The following is a 23,383-nucleotide window of genomic DNA, read 5'->3' as shown; positions in this document are numbered from 1 at the left end:
TGGGCAGATTTAATGCCGGGGCGGTTTTTCCTTGCCGATATATTCGGTGAATGGCCGAGCCTTGCGCCCCCGGTACTTAACGGTCAGATTCAGCGGAGCATCGTTTTCGTCATAGACCCCGACAACAACACCCCTGCCGCGGCTTTTGGTCCGCATATCGATCAGTTGTTGTTCCGAACGCGTGGTCCGTTGCGAGGCGCGGCGCGTCCACGCGAAAAGGTAATCGTACATACGGTCGATAATTTCGGCATGATCCGCGCTTTCACCAAGATCGATCAACTCGTCCGGGTCGTTTTCCAGATCAAACAGGATCGGCCGGTGGCCACCTTCACAATGGATCAGCTTCCACTTTTTGTCGGCAACCATGAACATCACCGCATCCCGGACCGAGGCGTTCAGTGTATCGGCAATCGGTGAGGCCGAATAATCATATTCACAGATCACCACATCGCGCGCGGTCTCTTCCTGCTGCCCGTATAGGATCGGCAGCAAGGAATGCCCTTCGAGGATGTGCAAAGGCGCATCGCCCCCCGCAACCTCCACAAAAGTCGGGGCAAGGTCGATGGATTCGACCAGCGCATCACTGACAGTGCCGCGCGTGGCGTCGGCATCGGCTGACGGGTCGTAGATGATCAGGGGCACTTTGGTCGAGGCATCGTGGAAGAAGGTCTTCTCCCCCATCCAGTGATCGCCCAGAAAATCCCCATGGTCCGAGGTCAACACGATCATCGTATCGTCCATCCGGCCGGTTTTCTCCATCCAGTCGAATAGACGGCCCATCTGGTCATCGGCCTGTTTGATCAGGCCCATATAAGCGGGGATCACCGCCTCGCGCACATCCTGACGCGAGAATGTCTGGCCGATCTTCGTGTCCATAAAGGCCCGCAGTACCGGGTGGGCTTTTTGGCGCTCGACCTCGGATCGCACCACAGGCAGCACATGTTCGGGACCGTACATTGAGGCATAGGGTTCAGGGACGATATAAGGCCAATGCGGCTTGATGAAGCTCAGGTGACAACACCATGGGCCGTCCTGCGATTGCATAAAGTCTATTCCGCGACCCGTCAGATACGGGGTTTCGCTGTCTTCTTCGGCTATATTGGCGGGTTCGGGGGAATTCTTCAGAAACCAGCCCGACAGGACGTTGCCATCCGCATCTAGCCCCGAGTTGGCAAAGTCGTGCCAGGGGTTGTCGCTCTCATATCCCTTGGCGCTGAGGTATTTGTTGTATTCCCTGGCCCCGTCCGGATCGTAAAACCCGTCCGGCCCCTCGGGACGCATCCCATCATCGCGTTCAAACACGTCAAAGCCGCATTCTGCCACGCGGGCACCGATCAGGCTGTCGGGTTCCAGCCCCAGCCGTGCCATGCCTTCGGCATCCGCACGCATATGGGTTTTGCCGACCAGCCAGCACCCCATCCCGGCCTTGCGAAGATGATCGCCCATCGTCATCTCGCCCACTTTCAACGGGATGCCATTCCAGGACGCACCATGCGAATGCACATAGCGCCCGGTATAGGTCGACATGCGTGAACTACCGCAAATGGGGGACTGGATAAAAGCCCGGTCAAACCGCACACCCCGCGCGGCCAAACGATCAATGTTCGGAGTGTGCAGATGCGGATGGCCGTAGCAACTCAGGTAATCCCAGCGCAGCTGGTCGAACATGATGAACAGAATGTTTTTGGCTTTGGCCAACGCGGCACCTCCCCGATAGTCAGGGACTTAGTTAGCCAATTCCCGGCCCGCAGCGAAGCGTAATTTACGCTTCGGCCTGCCGCTCCATCTGTTCCAGCATCTTCTTGGCGCGTTTGCACTGCAACTGATCACGCAACGGGCTGTCAGGATCAATGTCCTTGTGGCAGACCACACATTTGTCCGCGCCCGAGATCGCGTTCAGGCCACCACAACTGCCTTTGATGGTTTTGCCCATCAGCATAACACCCAACGACATACCTACCATCACAAGGGCAAGCAGAATAAAGGCCAGAATAAAGGTGCTCATTGTGGTACCTACCAGTCAGTTGGTCTCAAGCGCGTCTTTGAACGCGGTGCTGTGTACCGTGATATAGGCTTCTTCGCCACCCGTCACATCCCGCGAGATGAAATACACAGCAAGTTTATGTTCTTCGGCCAGCTCAAGGCCCTTTTCCTGCCCCAGCGCCAGCATCGCAGTTGCCCATGCATCCGCCATCATAGCGTTTTCAGCCAGAACAGTCACCGATGTTGTCCGATGCGTGATAGGGCGCCCGGTTGTTGGATCGATGATATGCGAATACCGCACACCGTCTTGTTCAAAGAAATTTTTGTAATCGCCCGAGCTGGCCATGCCCAGATCGCTGACCGACACAATCAGCTGATAGGTCTGCGCTCCCGCTTGTGGTTTTTCGATACCGATGCGCCAGGCCTCGCCCTTGTCGTTCTGCCCCATGGTGACCAGATCGCCACCGATCTCGACCAGATAATCTTCAATCCCGGCGTCGCGCAGGGTCTTGGCCACCGCGTCGATACCATAACCCTTGGCAATAGCGGACAGGTTGATCCCAACACCGGGTTCAGATTTGGTCAGCGTTCCCGCCTTGGCATCCAGAGTTAGCAAACGCCCCTGCCCGACGCCGTTGAGTGCTTTCAGAATTTCGACATCCGAAGGCACCGGGTCTTCCGGCTTGCGGGGCCCAAAGCCCCACAGTTCGATCAAAGGTCCAAGGGTGACATCAAAGGTGCCGCCGGTTTTTTCATGCACATCATTCGCGGCGGCCATCACCTGTGCAAATTCTGCGGAAACCTGCACCGGTTCGGTGCTTGTCGCGGCGGAAAAGGTCGAGACCTCGGAGTTCGGGTCCCAGTTGGACATCTTGGCGTTAACGTCTGCCAGAGTTTCTTCGACCGCCACAGCCAGCGCGTTTTCGTCCAGGTCCTGGCCAATTGCGGTGATGTTGAAGGTTGTTCCCATCGTTTCGCCCGATAGGCGAACCACCTCTGGCTCTTTGTCGAACAGACAGCCGGACAGCAAAGTGACGACGGCCAAAACTGGCACAAGACGCATGGGGCGATCTCCTGGAAAATCAGTGTCCGGCATATGCCAGCCACCCCCGCCAGAGTCAAATCGACTTCACAGTTTCAGCGGCAAAAAGCCCAGTACCAAAAGGCCAATTCCCGCCGGCACACCAAACAGCCAGGCCCGTTTCTGCCATCCCAGCGGCTGCTGTTTCCACGTCTTGCGGAAATTATGGCCGCACACGACCACTATAAAGAAAATCAAGGCAGCCACCGGCGGGGTAAGATACAGGTCGTTCAAAGGCTTAAGCGTCCTTTTTTTGATGGGGGTTTCTGCCGATCAGCACAATTGCACCCTATACAGGTCGTTTAGCTGCGCTAAGGTAAAAGGGAAAGACTTTGCAAGAACCATGAAGGAGATTGCCCATGGCCCCGACCTCTTACCAAGCCCCCAAGCGCGGCGACAAGGCTGACAAGACCACGTACAGCCAATCGACGGAATCGAACTTGTCGCATGCGCAGACAACTGTGGCCAAGCTGATGGATGGTAAAGGGGATGCGGTGTTTTCGGTCCGCCCGAACGATACGATCCATTCAGTGGTCAATACGCTGAAGGAAAAGCGGATTGGGGCGGTGCTGGTGACCGACCAGAACGGCACATTGCAAGGCATCCTGTCCGAGCGCGACATCGTACGGCGCATGGCGGATACGCCCGGCCAGACGTTGCCTCAAGCGGTCGAGGATCTGATGACGCGCGAGGTCAAGACTTGTTCGCCGGACGATCTGCTGGATGATGTTCTTAAAACCATGACCGACGGTCGGTTCCGCCACATGCCAGTGCTTCGCGATGGCAACCTGTGCGGCGTGATCACAATTGGAGACGTTGTGCATTTCCGCCTCAAAGAGCTGGAATACGAGGCGCTTCGCATGAAGCAGATGATCGTCGGCTAATGGCTTTGATCTAGAAGGCCAGCAACCTTGCGGCTTTTAAAAAAACCGGCGCTGAATGCGCCGGTTTTTCGTTTCTTACCCGCCGAAATCGTCGAGCATAATGTCTTCGCGGTCCACACCCAGATCCAGCAGCATGTTGATGACCGACTGGTTCATGATTGGCGGGCCACACATGTAGAACTCACAATCTTCGGGCGCGGGGTGGTTCTTGAGGTATTCCTCGAACAGCACATTGTGGATGAAGCCGGTATAGCCTTTCCAGTCATCCTCGGGCTGCGCGTCGGACAAGGCCACGTGCCACTCGAAATTGTCGAACTCTTCGGCCAGCGTGTCGAAATCCTCGACAAAGAACATCTCTTTCTTGGACCGCGCGCCGTACCAGAAGCTGATCTTGCGATCACGGTTTTCAAGACGTTTGAGTTGATCAAAGATGTGGCTGCGCATCGGCGCCATACCGGCACCACCACCGATGAAAACCATCTCTTTTTGCGTGTCGCGGGCGAAGAATTCGCCGAACGGACCCGAAATGGTGACTTTGTCGCCTGGTTTCAGATTGAATATGTACGACGACATCTGACCCGCCGGAATACCTTCGGAACCCGGAGGCGGCGAAGCGACCCGGACGTTCAGCATGATCATGCCTTTCTCATCCGGATAGTTGGCCATCGAATAGGCGCGCTCGATCGGTTCGCTTACCACGGATTCGTACTGCCACAGATTGAAGCGATCCCAATCCTCGCGGTATTCCTCTTCAATGTCGAAATCAGTGTATTTCAACTGGTGTGCGGGGGCTTCGATCTGGATATAACCACCGGCCCGGAAATTTACATCCTCACCCTCGGGCAGGTCCAGCGTCAGCGCCTTGATGAAGGTCGCCACGTTCTCATTCGAGCGGACGGTGCATTCCCATTTCTTTACGCCAAAGACCTCTTCTGGGACTTCGATATCCATGTCCTGTTTGACCGCAACCTGACAGGACAAACGATCGCCGCATGCGGCCTCACGCTTGGTGATGTGACTTTCTTCGGTCGGCAGGATCGACCCGCCGCCCGAATGCACCTTGACCCGGCATTGCGCGCAAGTGCCGCCACCGCCGCAGGCTGATGGGACAAAGAGCTTCTCAGCCGCCAGCGTTTGCAGCAACTTGCCGCCTGCGGGCACCGAGATGGTTTTTTCGCCATTGATAGTGATGTTCACATCACCGGTGGATACAAGTCTGGAGCGTGCCGCCAGAATGATCGTTACCAGCGCGATAACGATCAGGGTAAAGAGGACGACGCCAAGGCTAAAAGTTTCCATTCGTCCCTCCTTACAGTTTCACGCCCGAGAAGGACATAAAGGCCAGCGCCATCAGTCCTGCGGTGATGAAGGTGATCCCCAGACCCTGCAGGCCGTCAGGAATATCCGAATATTTCAGCTTTTCCCGAACCCCTGCCATCGCGGTGATCGCCAGCGCCCAGCCAAAGCCCGAAGACAGACCATAGGTCGCGGCTTCGGCAAAGTTATAATCGCGTTCCACCATGAACAGCGAACCACCCAGAATTGCGCAGTTCACCGTGATCAGCGGCAGGAAGATCCCCAGCGCGTTGTAGAGCGGCGGAAAATACTTATCCAGGATCATCTCTAGGATCTGCACCATCGCCGCGATCACACCGATATACGAGATAAGGCCAAGAAAGGTCAGGTCCACATCCGGGAACCCGGCCCAGGCCAGCGCGCCCGGTTTCAGCAGATAAGTCAGCAGCAGGTTGTTGGTGGGCACGGTGATCGCCTGAACCAGCATCACCGAAATGCCCAGACCCAGCGCGGTCGAAATCTTCTTGGAAACGGCGATGAAGGTACACATCCCCAGGAAGAAGCTTAGCGCAAGGTTTTCGACAAATATGGCCTTTACGGCCAGTGAAATCAGACCTTCCATTAGTGGGCCTCTACCTGCTGAATTTTGTATTCACGTTCTTCAACCTGGCTCGGCTTCCACGTGCGGAAGGCCCAGATGATCAGACCGATGATGAAGAACGCCGATGGCGGCAGCAGCAGCATGCCGTTGGGCACGTACCAGCCACCATTGTTGACGGTTTGCAGAATGGTCACGCCAAACAGCGACCCCGCCCCGAACAATTCGCGGAAGAAACCGACCAGCAGCAGGATCAGGCCATAGCCCATCCCGTTGCCCAATCCATCGATGAACGATGCGACCGGAGGGTTCTTCATCGCAAACGCCTCGGCGCGGCCCATCACGATACAGTTGGTGATGATCAGACCGACAAACACCGACAGGGTTTTCGAAATCTCAAAGGCATAGGCCTTGAGAACCTGATCCACCAAGATCACCAGCGAGGCGATGATCACCATCTGCACGATGATCCGGATCGAGCTGGGGATCTGGTTGCGCAGGCACGAGATAAAGAAGGACGAGAACGATGTCACGAAGGTCACCGCCAGTGCCATCACGAACGACACCTGCAGTGACGAGGTCACCGCCAAAGCCGAACAGATGCCAAGCACCTGCAGGGTGATCGGGTTGTTGTCGACAAGCGGGTCGACCAGCATTTCTTTCTTGGTCTGGGACATCAAATCTCTCCTGCTTGCAGTTTGGCCAGGAACGGAGCGAAGCCCGCATCACCCATCCAGAATTTCACCAGGTTATCGACACCAACCGAGGTCAGTGTGGCACCGGCCAGCGCGTCGACGTAAAAGTCGGGGCCAGCTGCTGGTTGCGATTTCGCAACGGTAATCTGCAGATCACCCGCGTCATCACGCAGTTTCTTGCCGCTCCACAACGCTTTCCAGCGGGGGTTGTCCACCTCGGCCCCAAGGCCCGGCGTTTCACCATGCTGATAGAATTGCAGGCCGTAGATATCGTTGCCGTTGTTTTCCAGCGCGATAAAACCATAGAGCGTGGACCACAGACCATAGCCGTGCAGCGGCAGGATCACCTTGTCCAGATCACCCGCATCATCACGCAGCAGGTAAATCACACGATACTTAGCTTTGCGGCCGATCCCGGCCGGGTCGTCGTCCAGCGCAACGCTCAACTCAGGATCACTTGCGGCTGCGATGTCGTCAAAGGTGGCCGGATCAAATTGGTCATCGACGAATTCGCCGGTGGACAGTTCCACAACATGCGGCTCAAACGCGGCGAAGGCTTCGGTCACGTCGACGCCGGGTTCATAAACACCCGCGACCTGCAGGACGTTGATCTGCTTGTCCTTCAGCTTGTTCGCTTCTTGCACGGGGCGCAGACTTACAGCAGCCGAGGACACGACCATCGAGGCGACAAGGCAGACAGCGACGGCGATAAAGATCGTCTTGCCGACCGAATCCGGCGAGGCTGCCAGGAACTTGGCAATCGCCCCCTTGGGTGCCTCGTTATTGTCTGGGGATTGCGTATCAGACATGGCGACGCGCCCTCCGTTTAATGTTGGCCTGAACGACGAAATAGTCGATCAGCGGTGCAAAGACGTTGCCGAACAGAATGGCCAGCATCATGCCTTCGGGGAAAGCCGGGTTAATCACCCGGATCATCACAACCATGACACCGATCAGCGCGCCATAGATGTAGCGGCCCAGATTAGTGTGGCTGGCCGAAACCGGTTCGGTGACCATGAAGGCCAGACCAAAGGCATAGCCACCAACGACCAGGTGCCAGTACCACGGCATTGCAAACATCGGGTTAGTGTCCGAACCGATCAGGTTCAGCAGCAGGGAAAAGACAATCATTCCCCCAAGACAGCCAACGATCAGGCGGAAGTTCGCAATACGTGTCACCAACAGGAAGCCCAGGCCAATCAGACAAGCCAGTGTGGAAGTTTCGCCAAAGCTGCCCTGCATGAAGCCCATGAAGGCATTCCACCAGGTCAGACCCTCAGCCGCCAGTGCCTGATAGCCTTCGGACGCCGAAACCGACAGCGCCGTTGCACCGGAAAATCCGTCAACCGGGGTCCAGACTGTATCGCCCGACATATTCGCCGGATAGGCAAAATACAGGAAAGCACGCCCGACCAGAGCGGGGTTAAGAAAGTTCTTACCGGTGCCGCCAAACACCTCTTTGCCGATGACCACACCGAAGATGATGCCCAGAGCCACCTGCCACAACGGGGCAGATGCGGGCATAATCAGAGTGTAAAGCATTGAGGTAACAAGGAAACCTTCGTTAACTTCATGCCCTCGCACGGTGGCGAAGATCACCTCGAAGATACCGCCCGCGACCAATGTTACGATGTAAATCGGTAGGAAATACATCAATCCGTGCATCACGTTGGCGAAGATGCTGGACGGGTCCAGCGAGATGCCAAATGCCTGCAGGATAGCGATACGCCAGCCAGTTGCCGCATCCGGGCCAAGCGCCGCAATCGCGCTGTTGGCCTGATAGCCGGTATTCCACATCCCCCACAGGATACAGGGGATCGTCGCGATCACGACATAAGTCATGATCCGCTTCATATCTATGTAGGACCGCGCGTGCGGGGCGACGGTGGTGACGGTTTTCGGAGTGTAGATAAAGCTTTCTACCATCTCGTAGATGGGGAAATACTTCTCGTACTTGCCGCCTTTGGTAAAGTTCGGCTCGATCCGATCGAAGAAGCTGCGCAAACCCATTTGGATCAGCCCTCCTTTTCAATCTTGGTCAGGCAGTCGCGCAGCGCCAGCCCGTATTCATATTTTGCCGGACAGGCAAAGCCGACAAGGCCCAGATCCTCTTCGTCCAACTCCATCGCACCCAACGCTTGGGCGCTGTCAGTATCCATCACCAGCAGCGCGCGCAGCAGTTGTGTTGGCAGATAATCCTGCGGCATCAGCCGCTCAAACACACCGGTCGGCACCATCGCGCGGCGACCGCCGTTCAGGTTGCTGGTGAACTTATAAAGTTTGTGCGAAAATGCCGAGCCCAGCACCGGTTGAACTGAGTATTTCGACGGCATCGGACGAATCCAGCCCATCGGAATTTGGTCGTGATCTTCGCGGATGATGCTGATCTGACGCGCGAAACGTCCCAGATATGCGGTTGGTCCTTCAGCCTGAGTACCCGACAGGATCGACCCCGAAATGATGCGCGGAGTGCCATCCACGTCGATCTCGTCGTTGGTCAAATCGTCGGTCGAAGCACCCATGACGGTGCGGATCAGACGCGGTTGACGCGCGCCCGGGCCGCTGAGTGCGATCACGATGTTCGGATCCAGATGACCGGACTGCATCAAGCGACCAATGGCGATCACGTCCTGATAACCGATGGTCCAGACCTGCTTGTCCCCCGCCAGGGGTTCAAGGAAATGAATATGCGTCCCGGCCAATCCGGCGGGATGCGGGCCCGAGAAAGCCGCAGCTTCGACCCCCGGCACTTCCGCGCCCGGAATGGCGTCGCCTTCCTTGTGGCACAGATAGGTCTTGCCTTCGGTCAGCTTGGTTATTGCGGCCAAACCGGCTGCAAAGGCCTCACCGGCATCGGCAATGATTACGGCCGCGTCTGCCGCCAACGGTTCACTGTCCATGGCGGTGACGAAAATCGAGGCCGGAGTGGTACCCGGCATCGGCAATTTCGAATAGGGCCGGGTACGGAAGGCGGTCCAAAGACCGGCCGCGCACAGCTTTTCCGTCACGCCTTCGGCACTGTCCGCATTACCCACACCCGAGAAATCAATCCCTGTATCGTTCGGGTCCGAAACCTCGATCACGACGCTCTGCAATACACGGCGCGCACCGCGATTGATTGCCACGATCTTACCACTCAGCGGGGCGACCATCATCGCCTCGGGCGCATCCTTGTGGCAGAACAACGGCGTACCGCGCTGAACCGCGTCACCTTCCTGCACCAGCATGCGCGGTTTCAGGCCTAGGTAATCCCCGCCCAATACCCCAACGGTTTTAAATTCAGGTCCCGGCTGGATGGTTTGATCCGGCGCGCCTTGCACCGGCAGCTCCAACCCTTTTTTCAGTTTGAAAGTTTGCATGTTGCTACTGTCTTCCAAGCCTCTTTATCTGCGCCGGTTAGACCAACACTTTAACAGTGTCGGACAATAACGCAGGATTTTTTAACAGTCGTCGCAAAAGCGTCGAAATGCGTCCAAATTCCGCGGGCGTACTTCCGATTTGGGCTCCTTTACGCGGGGATGATGCTAAAAGCAAACCCGTTGCCGCCAAAATCACACAATGATTTTCACTTTCCTTTGAAATGTTTCCATTTTAGCGCCCAAAAATTGCTGGTCGCGCCCAGTGCCCTTCCAGTGTAAGCACGCCCAATGGAACAGACGCGCGAATTTGAGATTTTTCTGGTGGCCACCCCCGGGCTTGAGGCGCCTTTGCAGGCCGAAGCCGTCGAAAAGGGATTCGCAGATGCCAAAATTGTACCCGGCGGGATAAGCTGCCATGGCGGTTGGCCCGAGGTTTGGCGAGCAAACTTGTGTTTGCGCGGTGCCAACAAAGTACTGGTCCGGATGGGCACATTTCCGGCAGTACATTTGGCGCAGCTCGACAAGCGGGCGCGCAAGTTCCCCTGGTCCGATTTTCTGCGTGCCGACATCCCGGTCAAGGTTGAGGCTACAAGCCGGAAATCCCGCATCTATCATGCCGGGGCCGCCCGCCAAAGGGTCGAGCGGGCGATCTCCGAAACGCTGGGTGCGCCGATTTCGTCCGACGCCGGGCTGCGCGTGTTGCTTCGCATCGAAAAAGACATTTGCACCTTCTCGGTCGATACCTCTGGCGAGCCCTTGCACAAGCGTGGCCACAAACCGGCGGTGGCCAAGGCCCCGATGCGCGAAACCATGGCTGCAATGTTTCTGCGAGAATGTGGTTTTGATGGATCTGAGCCTGTTTTGGACCCAATGTGTGGCTCAGGCACGTTCGTCATAGAAGCAGCCGAGATCGCAGCCGGGCTGAATCCAGGCCGATCCCGCCGTTTTGCCTTCGAAGACCTGCACGGATTCGATCCGCGCGCTTGGGCCGAACTGCGCAAAGACGGACCGCCGGTAAACTTGGACACTGTCTTTTACGGCTCGGACCGGAATGCCGGGGCCGCCGAGGCCGCCGCCACCAATGCCGATCGAGCTGGGGTTGCCGCACACACCCGGTTTCAGTGCCAGTCGGTCAGTGACATCAAGCCGCCACCGGGCTCCACGGGTCTGGTCATCGTCAACCCGCCCTATGGTGCAAGAATCGGGGACGAGAAACGCCTGCGCTCTCTGTACGGCAGCCTGGGCAAGGTTCTGATGTCGCGGTTCAGCGGCTGGCGGGTGGGTATCGTGACCAGCAATCAATCACTAGCCCGGGCCACGCGCATGCCTTTGCTCCCTGCCGGGCCAGTCGTCGATCACGGTGGCACGAAAATCCGGCTGTACCGCACGGATCCCCTACCCTAATTGCTAATGCAGCGGTGGCGCAAAGGACAGTTTCTGCTGGGCACGAAATCCTGCATTTGGTCCCATAATCCCCTTGCACATCCGATTCCTCGGGTATAGATCACCCGCCACGGTCGGAGTGTAGCTCAGCCTGGTAGAGCACTGTCTTCGGGAGGCAGGGGTCGGAGGTTCGAATCCTCTCACTCCGACCAGTAAAACTAGGCGCCCAAGGGCGCCTTTGTTGTTTGTAAGTCAGTAATCCGAGGTTCGTTGAACATGAGCATTAGTCGAACTCCAACGCACTGGCAGCCTTTCGTAGATCTAAGCCCGATGCACATTGCAACCGTCTTTCTGTGCCATTTCGTCATACGGCTGGCGGCAACCACTTGGGTCGTCCGATGCTTTCCACCGGGGAGCGATCCAAAGTGATCTTTCCTGCACCTTCCAGATAGGTGACTCGCTGCCCGGTCATTTTCCCGGCGCCGGCGTTTCTTGTTGGTCTGGTATGAGGTGTCAAAGAACATAGGCATCGAAACGCGTTGTTCTTGGCTGACTGCTTGCTGCTGCCGTAACGGCTTCTTAAAAATACCAAAATTCAGCCTCGCCCACAAGGTGATTTCCAGGGCGAAATGCACTTTTATCTTGAGCGCGAGAGTTTAGCGTTTGGCACACGGGACCAGTAGATATGTATAGAACACGCGCGCAATGCCGTAGTCTCCTATGCACATCAATAGGCTGGCTAGGACGTTCACTGGCTGCGTCCAACGCAGTTTTCGACGCAAGACAGCGCTGATGTTATAACGCGCACCCTGAGCGCCCTCAGCACTTAGCGAGTTCGGCCACAATGTGACCTTTGCTACAGGAGGTTTGGACCGTCCGGATGCTGCGGACCCAGAACCTATCCCCTTAATCATCCGTGGGGAAACCTAGGACTTCGATATTCCAGGGATCTGACAAACGGGCTTGAGCGAGGCGCTGAGCCATTCCTCGCCCACTTGCGTGATCGGACCCAATGTTTGCGACTTAAACCCATCAGACAGATCCAGCTGTTGCTGGTCTCCATTTTTTCAAACTCGAATTGTCCCTTCGACTCACGCTCTGGCCGACCACAACAGAGCCAATAACTATGACTGCTCCTATCGACTGAGTGAGGCTAAGCGTTTGTCCCAAGTATACCCAGCCGAGCACGACAGCTGTAACAGGACTCATCATGCCGAGCATCGAAACTGCACTGGGTTCCAGGCGTGCTATGCCACGAAACCAAAGAACATAGGTTGCTGCAGCACCAATCAACCCAAGCCAAAAAAGACCGGCGACATTTGTCGCGCTGAGCGCAGGTAAAGGCGGCTCAAGGAACAGTGCGACTGGCAGCAGTATCGAACCACCGGTTGTCAATTGCCACGCTGTGAAACTCAGCGCCGAGACCGGAGGTTGCCATTTCCGGCTTAGAACAGTGCCAGCAGCCATTGACGCGGCTCCTCCCAAACCCGCTGCTATACCGATCCAATCAAGTTGTGCTTCTGGTCCAATCAGCAGCAGAGCCACACCCATTACGCCAGTCGCGGCGGCGCCAAGAGCACCAAGTCGGATTGGTGTTCCCAGCCATCCCCACGCCATCAAAATCACGATCATTGCTTGCAACGATCCTAGGGTGGCGGCCACGCCACCAGGTAACCTATACGCAGCAACGAAGAGAAGCACCCAGAACAGAGCGAAATTGAGGCTGCCTAAGAGGAAAGTTCGGCCGAGCCATTCCCGTGGTGGAACGCAGCGCGTCACTGCAAGCAACAACAAGCCAGCAGGCAGAGCTCGTAACGCAGCCAGGGTAATCGGATAGCCAGCCGGGAGCGCTTCGGTAGTTACAAGATAAGTGCTTCCCCATACCGCTGGGGCGAGTGAGGTGAGAAGAATATCGGTTGAGCGTGACATTATATGTCTCCCGGCTGAGGCGTTTCAGAATTTGAGTCAGATTTCAGAGGCGCGCGGGTTACGCTGCTTCCGCTTGCAGGTTTGATCCAGCGAGGCATGCTGTAATCCTTGCAACATGAGCACCCTGGAACCGCGCTCCGGCTAGGTCGGTTTCGGTAGGTGTGCGGGAACCATCAGCACCGGCGATCGTTCCGGCACCATATGGTGCGCCGCCAATGATATCTTCTGATGTAGTCTGGCCAGCAAATGTGTAGGGCATTCCGGCAATCAGCATCCCAAAGTGTTGAAGAGGGACTTGCGTTGTCAGAAGGGTGGCCTCGTGCCCGCCATGTTGCGAACCTGTTGATGCAAAGACCGCTCCGACCTTACCAACCAGTGCATTCCTGGCCCAAAGCCCTCCGGCTTGGTCAAGGAAGGACTTCATTTGGCCAGCCATCATGCCAAATCGGGTCGGTGTTCCAATGATGATTGCATCATAGTTTTCCAGATCTGTCGGCAAGGCGGCAGGTGTATCATCTACGACATAGCCAGCCTGCTGCCGGACCTCTTCAGGCACGGTTTCAGGCACACGCCGAATGTCAACTTCAGTGCCGGGAACACTTCTGGCGCCTTCAGCTTCGGCATCGGCCAATGTGCGGACGTGGCCATAGCTTGAATAGTAGAGAACGAGAATACGTGACATAGGATACCTCTCAGGGCTGTGACTTGTTCCCTGAGAGAATGGAATTTGTTGCGCCGCCAATTAAGGCGCGCTCTTTGACATCACTCTTTACCTGTATTGAATAATGTCAGGACCTGAGAGCCAGGCGCAGATGATCAAGAAAGGCTGTAACCTTTGCGTCCATTCCCAAGCGAGATGCTGTAACGGCGAATACTTCTGGCGCAGGCAGTTCGTGGTCAGGAAGAACTCGCACCAAGGCCCCGCTGGCTTCGGGAGCATCAGAGACGAACTCGGGCAATGTTCCGATGCCTTGCCCCGCTATCAGCATATCCCGCAAAACGAGGCTGTTGCCGACGCGCACGCGCGGATCAAGCTCTAATGTTGTGACACCTTCGGCGGCCGAGAGCTTCCAGCTCGTCAAATGATCAGCAAGCAAAAAGCCAATGATCGCGTGGTTTTTTTTTAGATCCGCCGGCTGGGTCGGTGTCCCGCATCGCTCCAAATAGTCAGGAGACGCAAAAATCCGCTGTCGCATCACGCCGATCCGTCGCGCAACAAGGGCCGAGTCCGGCATCGCGGCTCGGATTCGTATCGACAGATCGAACCCGCCCTCGACCATATCGATCACCTTGTCGTCCATCGAAAGAGTAAATCGCAGATCTGGATAGGCTTCTAAGAATTCTGGAAGCATCGGTGCGATAACGGTTAGGCCGAATGAACTTGACGCATTCACCCGAAGGTGCCCACGCACCGCTTTTGAACCTTCCCTGATGGTCTGTTCCGTTTTTTTGACCGCGTCGAGAATCCCAATTGCATCTTGGTAATAGAGACTGCCGGTGTCAGTCAGTGACATGGATCGGGTCGTTCTGGTGAGGAGGACGGTTCCCAGACTTTCTTCCAGAAGCTTGATTTCTCTGCTGAGAAGCGCAGGAGAGACACCAAGGTCTTCCGCCGCACGGGCAAAGCTACCGCGTTCAACGATGCGGCGAAAAGCTTGCATGACTGACAGTTTGTCCAAGATATCACCCTTCGAAAAAGCTGCTTTTGACGTGTTACGCGATAGATCGGGTCTATGACATGCCCAAAATCACATTCTTTCAGGTTGAGCTGAGCCAGTTCAATTCTGTTTGCGGAGCATCCATCACACCTGTGAACTAGAGCTCGGGAACATTTTTCGGTTCTGAGAGCTCCTCGCTACGATCTCCCCATCACCAGCCTCTTGTTTAGACAACCAGCTTTTAGGACGAAACTAGCACTACTTTGTATATCTAGACCCAGTCAGCCTCTACGCGGTGCAGCTCACTATTCACGACTATTCCCCCACTATTAGCAATCGTCGGTTTCTTCTCTCTGGAGTAGCTCAGGACACTGCCTGGCATAGACCTGTGCTTACGCTCTCAATGTGTTCATCTCTCAGGAGCGTTGTGAGAAGGCCTGAGTTACGTCCGTTCTCTTATGTGTGTCTGGGTCGTCTGGTCTGTGTTTCGTCGCTGAACGCGCTTTTCTGGCCTGTCTTCAGATATGTGTTTTCCAAGATCCGTTGTTTTTTGGGTTTGTCTGGATCAAAGGTTTACATTTTGGTCTGAAAAACTGGTTTTGAGCCGAAATCTGTCAACTTAGTGTAAACCTTTGGCCTGATTTTGGGGTGTTTTTGAGGTCGAAAAGTTTACATTCCGTCGATCCCGAGAGTTCGGATGTAAACTTTTTTCAACCTTTTGCAACCATTGAGGTTGCGAGGAATCCACATTGCGAAGAGCAATTTGAAACGCACCTTTTCTTTTGTCTGTAATCCGGTAGCTATCAAGAAGACACTGAAAGAGAAAATTTGGCGAGCAATGATAACGAACGGTCACGTGGACATTTCGCGCTTTCTTGAGCGCTGTGTTTCGATTGACCTGGAAGTGGATCCTAAGTCCGCTCGGATATTCGCATTCGCTGCCACAACGAACGATGATTCCCGACCCGCTCTAGTTGAAAAAAGCAGCTCCGCCTCAGCACTGTCGCACCTCGACACATATTGTAAAGGTTTCGACAGTGTCATCGGCCACAACATCTTGCACCACGACCTGCCTCACCTGGCCGCTGCTGCGCCTCGCTTTGCCGCCTTGGCAGAGGCACCAATCGACACACTCTGGCTCAATCCTTTGGCCTTCCCGCGCAACCCCTATCACCATTTAGTCAAACACTATCACGACGGACGGTTGCAATCGGGTCATGTCAACGATCCCGAAAAGGATGCACGTCTAGTCTTCGACGTTCTGCAAAACCAGATCGAGGCGTTCGCCAAGCTAAACACCGCGACCCCAGATGCGCTGGCAGCCTATCATTTCCTTGCCACACGCCCCCCACGCAGCGGAGGGTTTGACGCACTTTTTACTGCTGTGCGTGGCATTAGCAGACCCAATGAACAAGAGGCTTTTGACGCCGTTCGCCGCCTTTTGGCTGGACAGGTCTGTTTGCATCGGCTTGAACAGACTCTTAGTCGGATGGAAAATCCTAACCTCGCCTGGCCCATGGCCTATGCCTTGTCGTGGATTTCGGTGGCTGGCGGCGACAGTGTCATGCCACCCTGGGTCCGAATGCAGTTCCGCGAGGCTTCACTGATTGTGCGCCACTTGCGAGAGGCCGCCTGTAACGATGCCGCCTGCCAGTGGTGTGTCGAAAACAACGATCCTAAACGCGCGCTTGATCGCTGGTTTGGCTTTCCTTCTTTCAGACCCGAACCCGTGGACGAATTCGGTCAACCCTTGCAGGAACGCATTGTGGCTGAGGCGATGGCAGGAAAAAGCGTTCTGGGCATTCTTCCGACCGGAACTGGCAAGTCAGTCTGCTATCAGATTCCAGCCCTTTCGCGGTTCGACAAGACCGGTGCGCTGACCGTCGTCATCTCGCCGCTTGTCGCACTCATGGCCGATCAGCTGCAGGGTCTGGCGAGAGCCGGGATATCCTCGGCCGTCACTATCAACGGTCTGCTGTCGCTGCCGGAAAGGCATGAGGCACTGGACAAAGTGCGCATGGGCGATGCTGCGATCCTGCTGATTTCACCCGAACAACTCCGCAGTACAGCGGTTCGAAGTGTGCTGACTCAACGAGAGATCGGCCTCTGGGTGCTGGACGAGGCACATTGCATTTCAAAATGGGGCCACGATTTTCGACCAGACTACCGTTATGTGAGCCGGTTCATAAAGGAAAACTCAGGCGATGCCCCAGCTCCGATCCTTTGCTTGACAGCCACCGCCAAGCCAGAAGTCGTGCGCGACATAAGGGAGCATTTCAAAACTCGATTGGGCCTGGACTTGGCCCTGCTTGATGGGGGTGCGTCGCGCTCGAACCTTTCCTTCGAGGTGCGCGAAACGCAACGCGCCACTAAACTGTCCGATATTTTGAACGCAATCGAACAGGGATTGCCGGCCTCAGGTGCCTCGGGTGCCGTAGTCTATTGCGCGACCCGCGGCGCGACGGAACGCGTGGCTGAATTTCTCAAGCAACAAGGCGTGAGCGCAGAGCGGTTCCACGCCGGCCTATCGCCTGAAGAAAAGCGCGAGATTCAGGAAGAGTTCCGCGTGGGCGAATTGCGGGTGATTGCAGCCACCAACGCCTTTGGCATGGGGATCGACAAGCCCGACATCCGCCTTGTGGTGCACGGTGATGTGCCAGGTTCGTTGGAAAACTACCTGCAAGAGGCAGGCCGTGCCGGACGCGACCGAGACCCGGCCAACTGTGTGCTGTTGTTCAACACCGAAGATGTCGAGCGTCAATTCAGCCTTTCGGCCCGTTCCCGCCTTGCCCGGCATGAGATCGGAGCAATCCTAAATGCTCTCCGGCGGTTGGATGGGCGCACCCGGGACGAAGGAAAGATAGTCGCGACGCCCGGCGAGATCGTCCGCGAGGAAAAGGACCACGAATTTGTGCGCGACAGCGCGACCGATGATACACGCGTCAAAACCGCCATCGCCTGGCTTGAAGAGGCGAGCCTTCTACGGCGCGAAGAAAACAACGTGCAGGTTTTCCCCGCCTCGCTGCGTGTGCGCAGTCTGGAAGCGGCAGCCGCGATATTGGATGGTCCTGATATCACCGGCACGCGGCGTAAGCAGCTTCTGGATATCGTGCGCCACATCGTCAACTCTCCGGCGGACAAGGGCGTTTCCACCGACGAATTGGCCGGGGTAAGCGGGCTTTCGACCACCGCGTTGCGCAAAGCGCTGTCTGATCTTGAAGCATTTGGCATTGCCAGCGATGATACCAATATCACCATCTTCGTTCATTGCGGTGTCGCTGATGCCTCGCAGGCGCGACTAGAACAGGCCGCGCGGCTCGAGGAGAATCTTGTCGCTCTGATGCGCGAAATGGCCCCCGATGCCGAGCATGCAGAGCCAATCCCATTCAGCCCTTCTGATGCCTGTAATGAACTGCGACAGCTGGGCCATGGCGAGGTGCGTCCGGATCTGGTCGAGACCCTGCTGCGCGGCATGGCACAGGATGGACGCGACATGGAGGGGGGGCGCGGCAACATCTCTTTACGCAAATCAGCACATGGTAGCATCCTTGTGCGGTTGCAGCGGTCTTGGGACGTGACAGCTCAAACCGCCGAGTTGCGCCGTCAGGGTGCACAGCGCTTGCTGACACATCTTCTGACCCTTGTGCCCAAAGGCATACGTGGCAAGGACCTTCAGGTCGAAACCACGCTGGGTGCAATGCTGTCCTCTATCACCGGCGATAGCCTTTTACGGAACGCCGTGAAGGACCCAAATCGCCTAATGGATCGCGCCTTGCTGTGGCAACATGAACAACAGATTCTGACGCTAGGCCGAGGGCTGTCCGTTTTCCGCCCCGCCATGACAATGCATCTCAGACCCAAGGGTGGTGGTTTTACTGTCAAGCACTTCGCTCCGCTTGAGGAGCACTATACCGAACAAACGATCCAGACCCATGTAATGGCTGCTTACGCGGAAAAGGGGCTGGAGAACATCGAAACAGCGCATCGGCTGGCCGACGACTATTTCGTGCTGGAACAGGACGCATTCATGCGCCGATGGATGCCTGAGCGCGGGACAGAATTTCGACGTCAGGCAACTGGGGCCACCTACAAAGCCATCGTCGAAGATCTGGGAAACCCGGTGCAGCAACAGATTGTGCGCGACGACCGCGAACAAACCAACGTGCTGGTGCTGGCAGGGCCGGGCTCGGGCAAAACGCGTGTTTTGGTCCACCGCATAGCCTATCTTCTTCGTATCAAACGTGAGGACCCGCGCGGCATTCTTGTGCTGGCTTACAACCGCCACGCGGCAGCAGAAATACGTGAACGCTTGCGTCGATTGGTTGGCGATGATGCGGCAGTTGTTACCATCTCGACAGTTCACTCGTTAGCTATGCGGCTGGTCGGCGCCAGTTTTGTGGGCGCGCAAACAACCGACACGCCTGATTTCAAGGGCCTTTTGACACAGGCTGCGGCCCTGCTGCGCGGCGATGGTTTGAGCAGGCATGAAGCCGAGGCGCTGCGTGACACGCTGATTCAGGGCTATCGCTGGATTCTGGTCGATGAATATCAGGATATCGGCCCCGATGAATACGCGCTGATTGCTGCCGTGGCAGGGCGCACTCTGGACGATCCGGATCTGCGGCTCAGTCTCTTCGCGGTGGGCGATGACGACCAGAATATTTATGCCTTTTCCGGCGCCTCGATCCGCTACATTCGTCAATTTGAGCAGGACTACAACGCAAAACCGGTTTTCCTGACTGAAAACTATCGTTCAACCGGCCACATTATAAGCACCGCCAACGCAGTGATCGCGGGGGCCGTCGCGCGAATGAAACTGGGCCATGATATCAGCGTAGATCATGCTCGGACAAAGGCTGACCCAGGTGGGCCGCTGGCCAAATTGGACCCAGTCGCGCAAGGTCGTGTGCAAATCCTGGAATGTCCCCCAGGGAATGACTCGCAGGCCATGGCCGCATTGGAGGAACTAATCCGGCTGTCTCGACTTGACCCTGATTGGACGTGGTCACGCGCCGCTATTATCTCGCGCGATTGGCGTAAGCTGATACCCGTGCGCGATTTTGCCGAAAGCTTCAGTATACCGGTTGAAATGGCAAACGAAAACATGCCCAGTCTCTGGCGCATGCGCGAGATGCAGTCGTTTGTCAAAGCCCTGCGCGAGACACCTACTGAACTATATACTCTGGAACGGCTGACCAACCTTCTCAACACCATTTCCACTTCACGCTGGACAGATCGGATTGGCGAGGGGCTGGGTCTTCTGGCACGCGAAGTGGGCGCGCGTAGCCTGCCCGTTCCCGACATCATCGAATGGTTCGCGGAATGGGCACGCGACAGTTGGGGCGAACAGCGGGGGTTGAAACTGCTGACCGCACACCGCGCAAAAGGATTGGAATTTGACGATGTGGTCATTCTGGATGGCGGATGGGAACGCCCATCGCGATCCGAGGATCAGGACGCCCCCCGCCGCCTGTTCTATGTTGCCATGACCCGTGCCCGCCGCAGCCTTGTAGTAATGAGCAACGACAATCATGAATACTTGCCAACAGGAGCACCTTCGGTTCTGACCCGTCGCGTTACGCCTGACATGGTAGCATTGCCCGGTCCCCGCCGCTTTTTTCGGGCAGCTGAGGCGAGGATGGTTGATCTGTCCTATGCTGGACGCCAGTGCCCGGGTCACGCCTCTCTCATCGCTATCCAAGAGGCCCGCGTTGGCGATACTGTAACGTTGGTAAAGGATGGCGACTTTTGGTTGCTACGCGACGAAAATGGGCGTGTGCTTGGCCGTATGTCCAAATCCTTTTCTGCACCTCCAAACACCAAATTTGAGCGCGGAGAAATCGCAGCTATCCTTTCATGGCGAAAAGAAGACTCTGGGGAAGCATTCCACCACACGCTCCGCCGCGATGCATGGGAGGTGGTTTTGCCGGAGCTCGTGTTTGTGTCCGTCAACTAGGACTTCACCCAAAAAATTTTACGTCTTCAGAGGGATCCGGCGAAGCTCAGAACTTCAACCATTCCTCACCGCCGTCACGCCATGCATTTTCATCAAGCTCTCCGAGAGCTCGCGTATGCGCCGCAATAGCTGCACTCGCCGTAGGGTCGGCTCAGGATCACTTCCGTTGCTCACGTCACGGAGGAACCGCAACCAGGCGCGCTCATTCAATGTCAGGACATCTCTCTGGTCATACATGGCTCTTACCTCCCGAAGATAGTCTTGATCGTCGTCTCTGACCGGCTGGTCGGCCGAGGATCGGTGTTGTTGGAGGCCTTGCGTATTGCTTTCAGCCAGCCAAGTTCATTCGACGTGACAGGTTCTCCGAACACCTCGACAACTGCCTCAGCTGCAGTCAGGCCGATCGACTGCTCAATTGCGAGGCGCATAAGGTAGGCAGCGTCGCATTCCAAAGCTTTCGCCAAGGCCGGGACGCGATCCAGTGCCACCTTGGAACTACCCTGTTTAATTATTGTGATCATGTTCGGGCTTACATATCCCACCTGCGCTGCGATCTCGGCCTGGCTCTTGGTTGGTTTCAGTTCCAGCACCCTGCGTTCGACATACTTGACCATCCGGGTTTCTTCATACGGTTTTTTGGTCATCGCAATCTTCTCAAAAGTGACGCAGCACGTGCTGCATGTTTTCTCTATAGCGATGATGACAATGGGAAGTTGCGACAGGAAAAAATCAATCAGAGTAAATGTTTAGCCATTTGGTAATAACCCATTCTAAGGCGGCCCATCTATCCGGGCGGAAAAACAGAAGTCTTTTTTACTGTTCCATAGACAAAGCTGGTATCGATCGAGGCTATCCCACCGATCGGATGAATTCGGTGGCGAATAAATTCCTCGTAGGCCTCGAGATCCGATACCAAAACCCGCAATTGGTAGTCCATTGCCCCGGTCAGCACATGGCATTCAAGAACGTCATCGATCATCCGAACGCGTTTCTCGAAGTTCTGAACGTCCGTTTCGTTGTGTCGCTCCAACCTGATGCGCACGAAGACGGTAATGGCCATCCCATACGCGGTAGCGTCAACGTCGGCGCTGTATCCCTTTATCACTCCGTTGGCTTCAAGGTTTTTGACCCGGCGCAAACACGGTGATGGAGACAAGTTCACCTCATCGGCAAGATCCTGGTTCGTCATGCGCCCGTCACGTTGCAGCGCTCGAATGATTTGCCTGTCCTTAGCGTCCACTTCGCCCTCATCCTTAGCAGAATCTGCCAACATTTACCCTTATGTTGGCATACTTTGAAATCATTAGCCCAAACTCAAGGCGCAAACTAGCTTCAACATGATTCAGGAGCTTGTAATGACTCGTTCAACCGGATTTGCCACCCGCGCCATTCACCACGCTTATAACCCTCTGGAAAATGACGGTGCGCTGACACCACCGCTGCATTTGACGTCCACGTTTACCTTTGAAACCGCCGAGGCTGGTGGAGAGATGTTCGCCGGCGAGCGTGAAGGTCATATCTACAGCCGCATTTCGAACCCCACATGCGACCTTCTTGAACAACGCATTGCCGCGCTTGAGGGGGCCGAGGCCGGGCTAGCTCTCTCAAGCGGCATGGGGGCGATCACGGCAGTGCTCTGGACCCTGCTGTCGCCAGGTGACGAAGTCATCGTGGACAAAACACTCTATGGCTGCACCTTCGCCTTCATGCGTCACGGTTTGGCGAAATGGGGGATTACGATCACACATGTAGACATGACAAAACCAGAGAACCTGAAAGCGGCCGTTTCTGACAAAACCCGCGTTGTCTATTTCGAAACTCCGGCCAATCCGAACATGCGCTTGGTGGACATCGCCGCAAGCGCCGCAATTGCGCATTCGGTCGGAGCAACGGTCGTCGTCGATAACACTTATGCCAGCCCGTATCTGACCCGCCCGATCGAGCGCGGCGCAGATATCGTTCTACACTCCGCTACCAAATACCTTGGCGGGCATGGCGATGTGGTTGCCGGCCTGGTTGTAGGTGCCGCCGAACAGATCGCTGAGATCCGCCTTGTCGGGATGAAGGACATGACCGGCGCGGTAATGGCCCCTTTCAACGCGATGCTGATACTGCGTGGTCTGAAGACACTGAACCTGCGTCTGGATCGTCACTGTGCATCCGCCAAGGTCGTCGCAGGTTTCCTCGAAGCACATCCTGCCGTCGGCGAGGTTTATTTCCCCGGGCTTGAGAGTTTCGCCCAGCATGATGTCGCACAGCGCCAGATGTCCCAACCCGGCGCAATGATAGCGTTTGAAATCAAGTTCGGCCTGTCTGGTGGGATTGATTTCATGAACCGTCTGAACATGATCCAGCGCGCGGTGTCCCTGGGCGACGCGGAAACCCTGATCCAGCACCCCGCATCCATGACGCATTCGACGTATACCCCGGAAGAGCGGGCCGAGCATGGGATCAGCGATGGCCTGATCCGCCTGTCCGTCGGGCTGGAGGATGTCGAGGACATCCTTGCAGACCTAGAGCAAGCTTTGCCTTACCCTGCTCGCAGCGCCGCCTAAACCCGG

General features: G+C 56.1%; 19 protein-coding genes and 1 tRNA gene. 5 read left to right on the top strand and 15 right to left on the bottom strand.

Features of this window, described 5'->3' with window-relative positions:
• Positions 1-9 precede the first annotated feature (9 nt).
• The 4 genes from ACR0AJ_RS09125 to ACR0AJ_RS09110 form a co-directional block, all read right to left on the bottom strand.
• The gene (locus ACR0AJ_RS09125; RefSeq protein ID WP_480740668.1) at positions 10-1,698 is read right to left on the bottom strand and encodes a sulfatase-like hydrolase/transferase; all 1,689 of its coding nucleotides are present in this window, start codon (positions 1,696-1,698) and stop codon (positions 10-12) included.
• Between the two features lie 64 nt (positions 1,699-1,762).
• Positions 1,763-2,005, bottom strand: a complete 243-nt coding sequence (gene nqrM, locus ACR0AJ_RS09120) for a (Na+)-NQR maturation NqrM (protein ID WP_170350034.1) — start codon at positions 2,003-2,005, stop codon at positions 1,763-1,765.
• Between the two features lie 15 nt (positions 2,006-2,020).
• Complete coding sequence (locus ACR0AJ_RS09115; protein WP_170350033.1) at positions 2,021-3,046, bottom strand: FAD:protein FMN transferase; 1,026 nt, start codon at positions 3,044-3,046, stop codon at positions 2,021-2,023.
• Positions 3,047-3,112: 66 nt separating this feature from the next.
• Complete coding sequence (locus ACR0AJ_RS09110; RefSeq protein ID WP_170350032.1) at positions 3,113-3,298, bottom strand: hypothetical protein; 186 nt, start codon at positions 3,296-3,298, stop codon at positions 3,113-3,115.
• Positions 3,299-3,423: 125 nt separating this feature from the next.
• Between ACR0AJ_RS09110 and ACR0AJ_RS09105 the strand changes: the two genes are divergently transcribed.
• Positions 3,424-3,948 (top strand): CBS domain-containing protein, encoded by a 525-nt coding sequence (locus tag ACR0AJ_RS09105; RefSeq protein ID WP_170350031.1) that lies wholly within the window; start codon positions 3,424-3,426, stop codon positions 3,946-3,948.
• A 75-nt stretch (positions 3,949-4,023) separates the two neighbouring features.
• Here ACR0AJ_RS09105 and nqrF read toward each other — a convergent pair whose 3' ends face one another.
• From nqrF to ACR0AJ_RS09075, 6 genes are read right to left on the bottom strand one after another with little or no spacing between them, the layout of a single operon-like run.
• Complete coding sequence (gene nqrF, locus ACR0AJ_RS09100; protein ID WP_170394674.1) at positions 4,024-5,247, bottom strand: NADH:ubiquinone reductase (Na(+)-transporting) subunit F; 1,224 nt, start codon at positions 5,245-5,247, stop codon at positions 4,024-4,026.
• A 10-nt stretch (positions 5,248-5,257) separates the two neighbouring features.
• Positions 5,258-5,866, bottom strand: coding sequence for an NADH:ubiquinone reductase (Na(+)-transporting) subunit E (nqrE, locus tag ACR0AJ_RS09095; protein WP_170350029.1), 609 nt, complete (start codon positions 5,864-5,866; stop codon positions 5,258-5,260).
• Positions 5,866-6,519: an NADH:ubiquinone reductase (Na(+)-transporting) subunit D gene (locus tag ACR0AJ_RS09090; RefSeq protein WP_170350028.1), complete on the bottom strand. Its 654-nt coding sequence runs from the start codon at positions 6,517-6,519 to the stop codon at positions 5,866-5,868. Before ACR0AJ_RS09090 ends, nqrE begins: the two co-directional genes overlap by 1 nt.
• Positions 6,519-7,346 (bottom strand): Na(+)-translocating NADH-quinone reductase subunit C, encoded by an 828-nt coding sequence (locus ACR0AJ_RS09085; protein ID WP_170412109.1) that lies wholly within the window; start codon positions 7,344-7,346, stop codon positions 6,519-6,521. Before ACR0AJ_RS09085 ends, ACR0AJ_RS09090 begins: the two co-directional genes overlap by 1 nt.
• Positions 7,339-8,547 (bottom strand): NADH:ubiquinone reductase (Na(+)-transporting) subunit B, encoded by a 1,209-nt coding sequence (locus tag ACR0AJ_RS09080; protein WP_170350026.1) that lies wholly within the window; start codon positions 8,545-8,547, stop codon positions 7,339-7,341. Before ACR0AJ_RS09080 ends, ACR0AJ_RS09085 begins: the two co-directional genes overlap by 8 nt.
• 5 nt (positions 8,548-8,552) lie before the next feature.
• Positions 8,553-9,896, bottom strand: a complete 1,344-nt coding sequence (locus ACR0AJ_RS09075) for a Na(+)-translocating NADH-quinone reductase subunit A (protein ID WP_226689493.1) — start codon at positions 9,894-9,896, stop codon at positions 8,553-8,555.
• Between the two features lie 288 nt (positions 9,897-10,184).
• Between ACR0AJ_RS09075 and ACR0AJ_RS09070 the strand changes: the two genes are divergently transcribed.
• A complete protein-coding gene (locus ACR0AJ_RS09070) occupies positions 10,185-11,300 on the top strand; it encodes a THUMP domain-containing class I SAM-dependent RNA methyltransferase (protein ID WP_480740664.1) in 1,116 nt (371 codons plus the stop codon).
• Between the two features lie 114 nt (positions 11,301-11,414).
• Positions 11,415-11,491: transfer RNA gene (locus ACR0AJ_RS09065), tRNA-Pro, on the top strand.
• A gap of 820 nt (positions 11,492-12,311) precedes the next feature.
• Here ACR0AJ_RS09065 and ACR0AJ_RS09060 read toward each other — a convergent pair.
• The 3 genes from ACR0AJ_RS09060 to ACR0AJ_RS09050 all read right to left on the bottom strand — a co-directional run bounded on the left by ACR0AJ_RS09060 (position 12,312) and on the right by ACR0AJ_RS09050 (position 14,887).
• The gene (locus tag ACR0AJ_RS09060; protein WP_480740663.1) at positions 12,312-13,208 is read right to left on the bottom strand and encodes an EamA family transporter; all 897 of its coding nucleotides are present in this window, start codon (positions 13,206-13,208) and stop codon (positions 12,312-12,314) included.
• 58 nt (positions 13,209-13,266) lie between these two features.
• The gene (gene wrbA, locus ACR0AJ_RS09055; protein WP_170350022.1) at positions 13,267-13,890 is read right to left on the bottom strand and encodes an NAD(P)H:quinone oxidoreductase; all 624 of its coding nucleotides are present in this window, start codon (positions 13,888-13,890) and stop codon (positions 13,267-13,269) included.
• A 106-nt stretch (positions 13,891-13,996) separates the two neighbouring features.
• Positions 13,997-14,887 (bottom strand): LysR family transcriptional regulator, encoded by an 891-nt coding sequence (locus ACR0AJ_RS09050; protein WP_480740661.1) that lies wholly within the window; start codon positions 14,885-14,887, stop codon positions 13,997-13,999.
• A gap of 817 nt (positions 14,888-15,704) precedes the next feature.
• On the opposite strand from ACR0AJ_RS09050, the gene ACR0AJ_RS09045 reads away from it, so the two are divergent.
• Positions 15,705-20,822 carry a RecQ family ATP-dependent DNA helicase gene (locus tag ACR0AJ_RS09045; RefSeq protein WP_480740659.1) on the top strand — a complete coding sequence of 1,706 codons (5,118 nt, stop codon included), beginning with the start codon at positions 15,705-15,707 and terminating at the stop codon, positions 20,820-20,822.
• A gap of 242 nt (positions 20,823-21,064) precedes the next feature.
• Here ACR0AJ_RS09045 and ACR0AJ_RS09040 read toward each other — a convergent pair whose 3' ends face one another.
• Both ACR0AJ_RS09040 and ACR0AJ_RS09035 read right to left on the bottom strand, forming a co-directional pair.
• The gene (locus ACR0AJ_RS09040; protein WP_480740657.1) at positions 21,065-21,466 is read right to left on the bottom strand and encodes a helix-turn-helix domain-containing protein; all 402 of its coding nucleotides are present in this window, start codon (positions 21,464-21,466) and stop codon (positions 21,065-21,067) included.
• 140 nt (positions 21,467-21,606) lie between these two features.
• Positions 21,607-22,095, bottom strand: a complete 489-nt coding sequence (locus ACR0AJ_RS09035; protein WP_480740656.1) for an Lrp/AsnC family transcriptional regulator — start codon at positions 22,093-22,095, stop codon at positions 21,607-21,609.
• Between the two features lie 82 nt (positions 22,096-22,177).
• On the opposite strand from ACR0AJ_RS09035, the gene ACR0AJ_RS09030 reads away from it, so the two are divergent.
• Complete coding sequence (locus tag ACR0AJ_RS09030) at positions 22,178-23,377, top strand: methionine gamma-lyase (RefSeq protein WP_480740654.1); 1,200 nt, start codon at positions 22,178-22,180, stop codon at positions 23,375-23,377.
• Positions 23,378-23,383: the final 6 nt, after the last annotated feature.

This window comes from Ruegeria sp. CJ9, assembly GCF_056536625.1.
Note: the sequence above shows the minus strand (reverse complement) of the source record. Positions and strands in the feature narration are given on the sequence as shown.

What these genes read in the sequence shown, in the direction of transcription:
- nqrM (WP_170350034.1), bottom strand. Translation starts at nt 2,005, where the DNA reads ATGAGCACCTTTATTCTGGCCTTTATTCTGCTTGCCCTTGTGATGGTA.
- ACR0AJ_RS09115 (WP_170350033.1), bottom strand. Translation starts at nt 3,046, where the DNA reads ATGCGTCTTGTGCCAGTTTTGGCCGTCGTCACTTTGCTGTCCGGCTGT.
- ACR0AJ_RS09105 (WP_170350031.1), top strand. Translation starts at nt 3,424, where the DNA reads ATGGCCCCGACCTCTTACCAAGCCCCCAAGCGCGGCGACAAGGCTGAC.
- nqrF (WP_170394674.1), bottom strand. Translation starts at nt 5,247, where the DNA reads ATGGAAACTTTTAGCCTTGGCGTCGTCCTCTTTACCCTGATCGTTATC.
- nqrE (WP_170350029.1), bottom strand. Translation starts at nt 5,866, where the DNA reads ATGGAAGGTCTGATTTCACTGGCCGTAAAGGCCATATTTGTCGAAAAC.
- ACR0AJ_RS09090 (WP_170350028.1), bottom strand. Translation starts at nt 6,519, where the DNA reads ATGTCCCAGACCAAGAAAGAAATGCTGGTCGACCCGCTTGTCGACAAC.
- ACR0AJ_RS09085 (WP_170412109.1), bottom strand. Translation starts at nt 7,346, where the DNA reads ATGTCTGATACGCAATCCCCAGACAATAACGAGGCACCCAAGGGGGCG.
- ACR0AJ_RS09080 (WP_170350026.1), bottom strand. Translation starts at nt 8,547, where the DNA reads ATGGGTTTGCGCAGCTTCTTCGATCGGATCGAGCCGAACTTTACCAAA.
- ACR0AJ_RS09075 (WP_226689493.1), bottom strand. Translation starts at nt 9,896, where the DNA reads ATGCAAACTTTCAAACTGAAAAAAGGGTTGGAGCTGCCGGTGCAAGGC.
- ACR0AJ_RS09070 (WP_480740664.1), top strand. Translation starts at nt 10,185, where the DNA reads ATGGAACAGACGCGCGAATTTGAGATTTTTCTGGTGGCCACCCCCGGG.
- ACR0AJ_RS09060 (WP_480740663.1), bottom strand. Translation starts at nt 13,208, where the DNA reads ATGTCACGCTCAACCGATATTCTTCTCACCTCACTCGCCCCAGCGGTA.
- wrbA (WP_170350022.1), bottom strand. Translation starts at nt 13,890, where the DNA reads ATGTCACGTATTCTCGTTCTCTACTATTCAAGCTATGGCCACGTCCGC.
- ACR0AJ_RS09045 (WP_480740659.1), top strand. Translation starts at nt 15,705, where the DNA reads ATGATAACGAACGGTCACGTGGACATTTCGCGCTTTCTTGAGCGCTGT.
- ACR0AJ_RS09040 (WP_480740657.1), bottom strand. Translation starts at nt 21,466, where the DNA reads ATGACCAAAAAACCGTATGAAGAAACCCGGATGGTCAAGTATGTCGAA.
- ACR0AJ_RS09035 (WP_480740656.1), bottom strand. Translation starts at nt 22,095, where the DNA reads ATGTTGGCAGATTCTGCTAAGGATGAGGGCGAAGTGGACGCTAAGGAC.
- ACR0AJ_RS09030 (WP_480740654.1), top strand. Translation starts at nt 22,178, where the DNA reads ATGACTCGTTCAACCGGATTTGCCACCCGCGCCATTCACCACGCTTAT.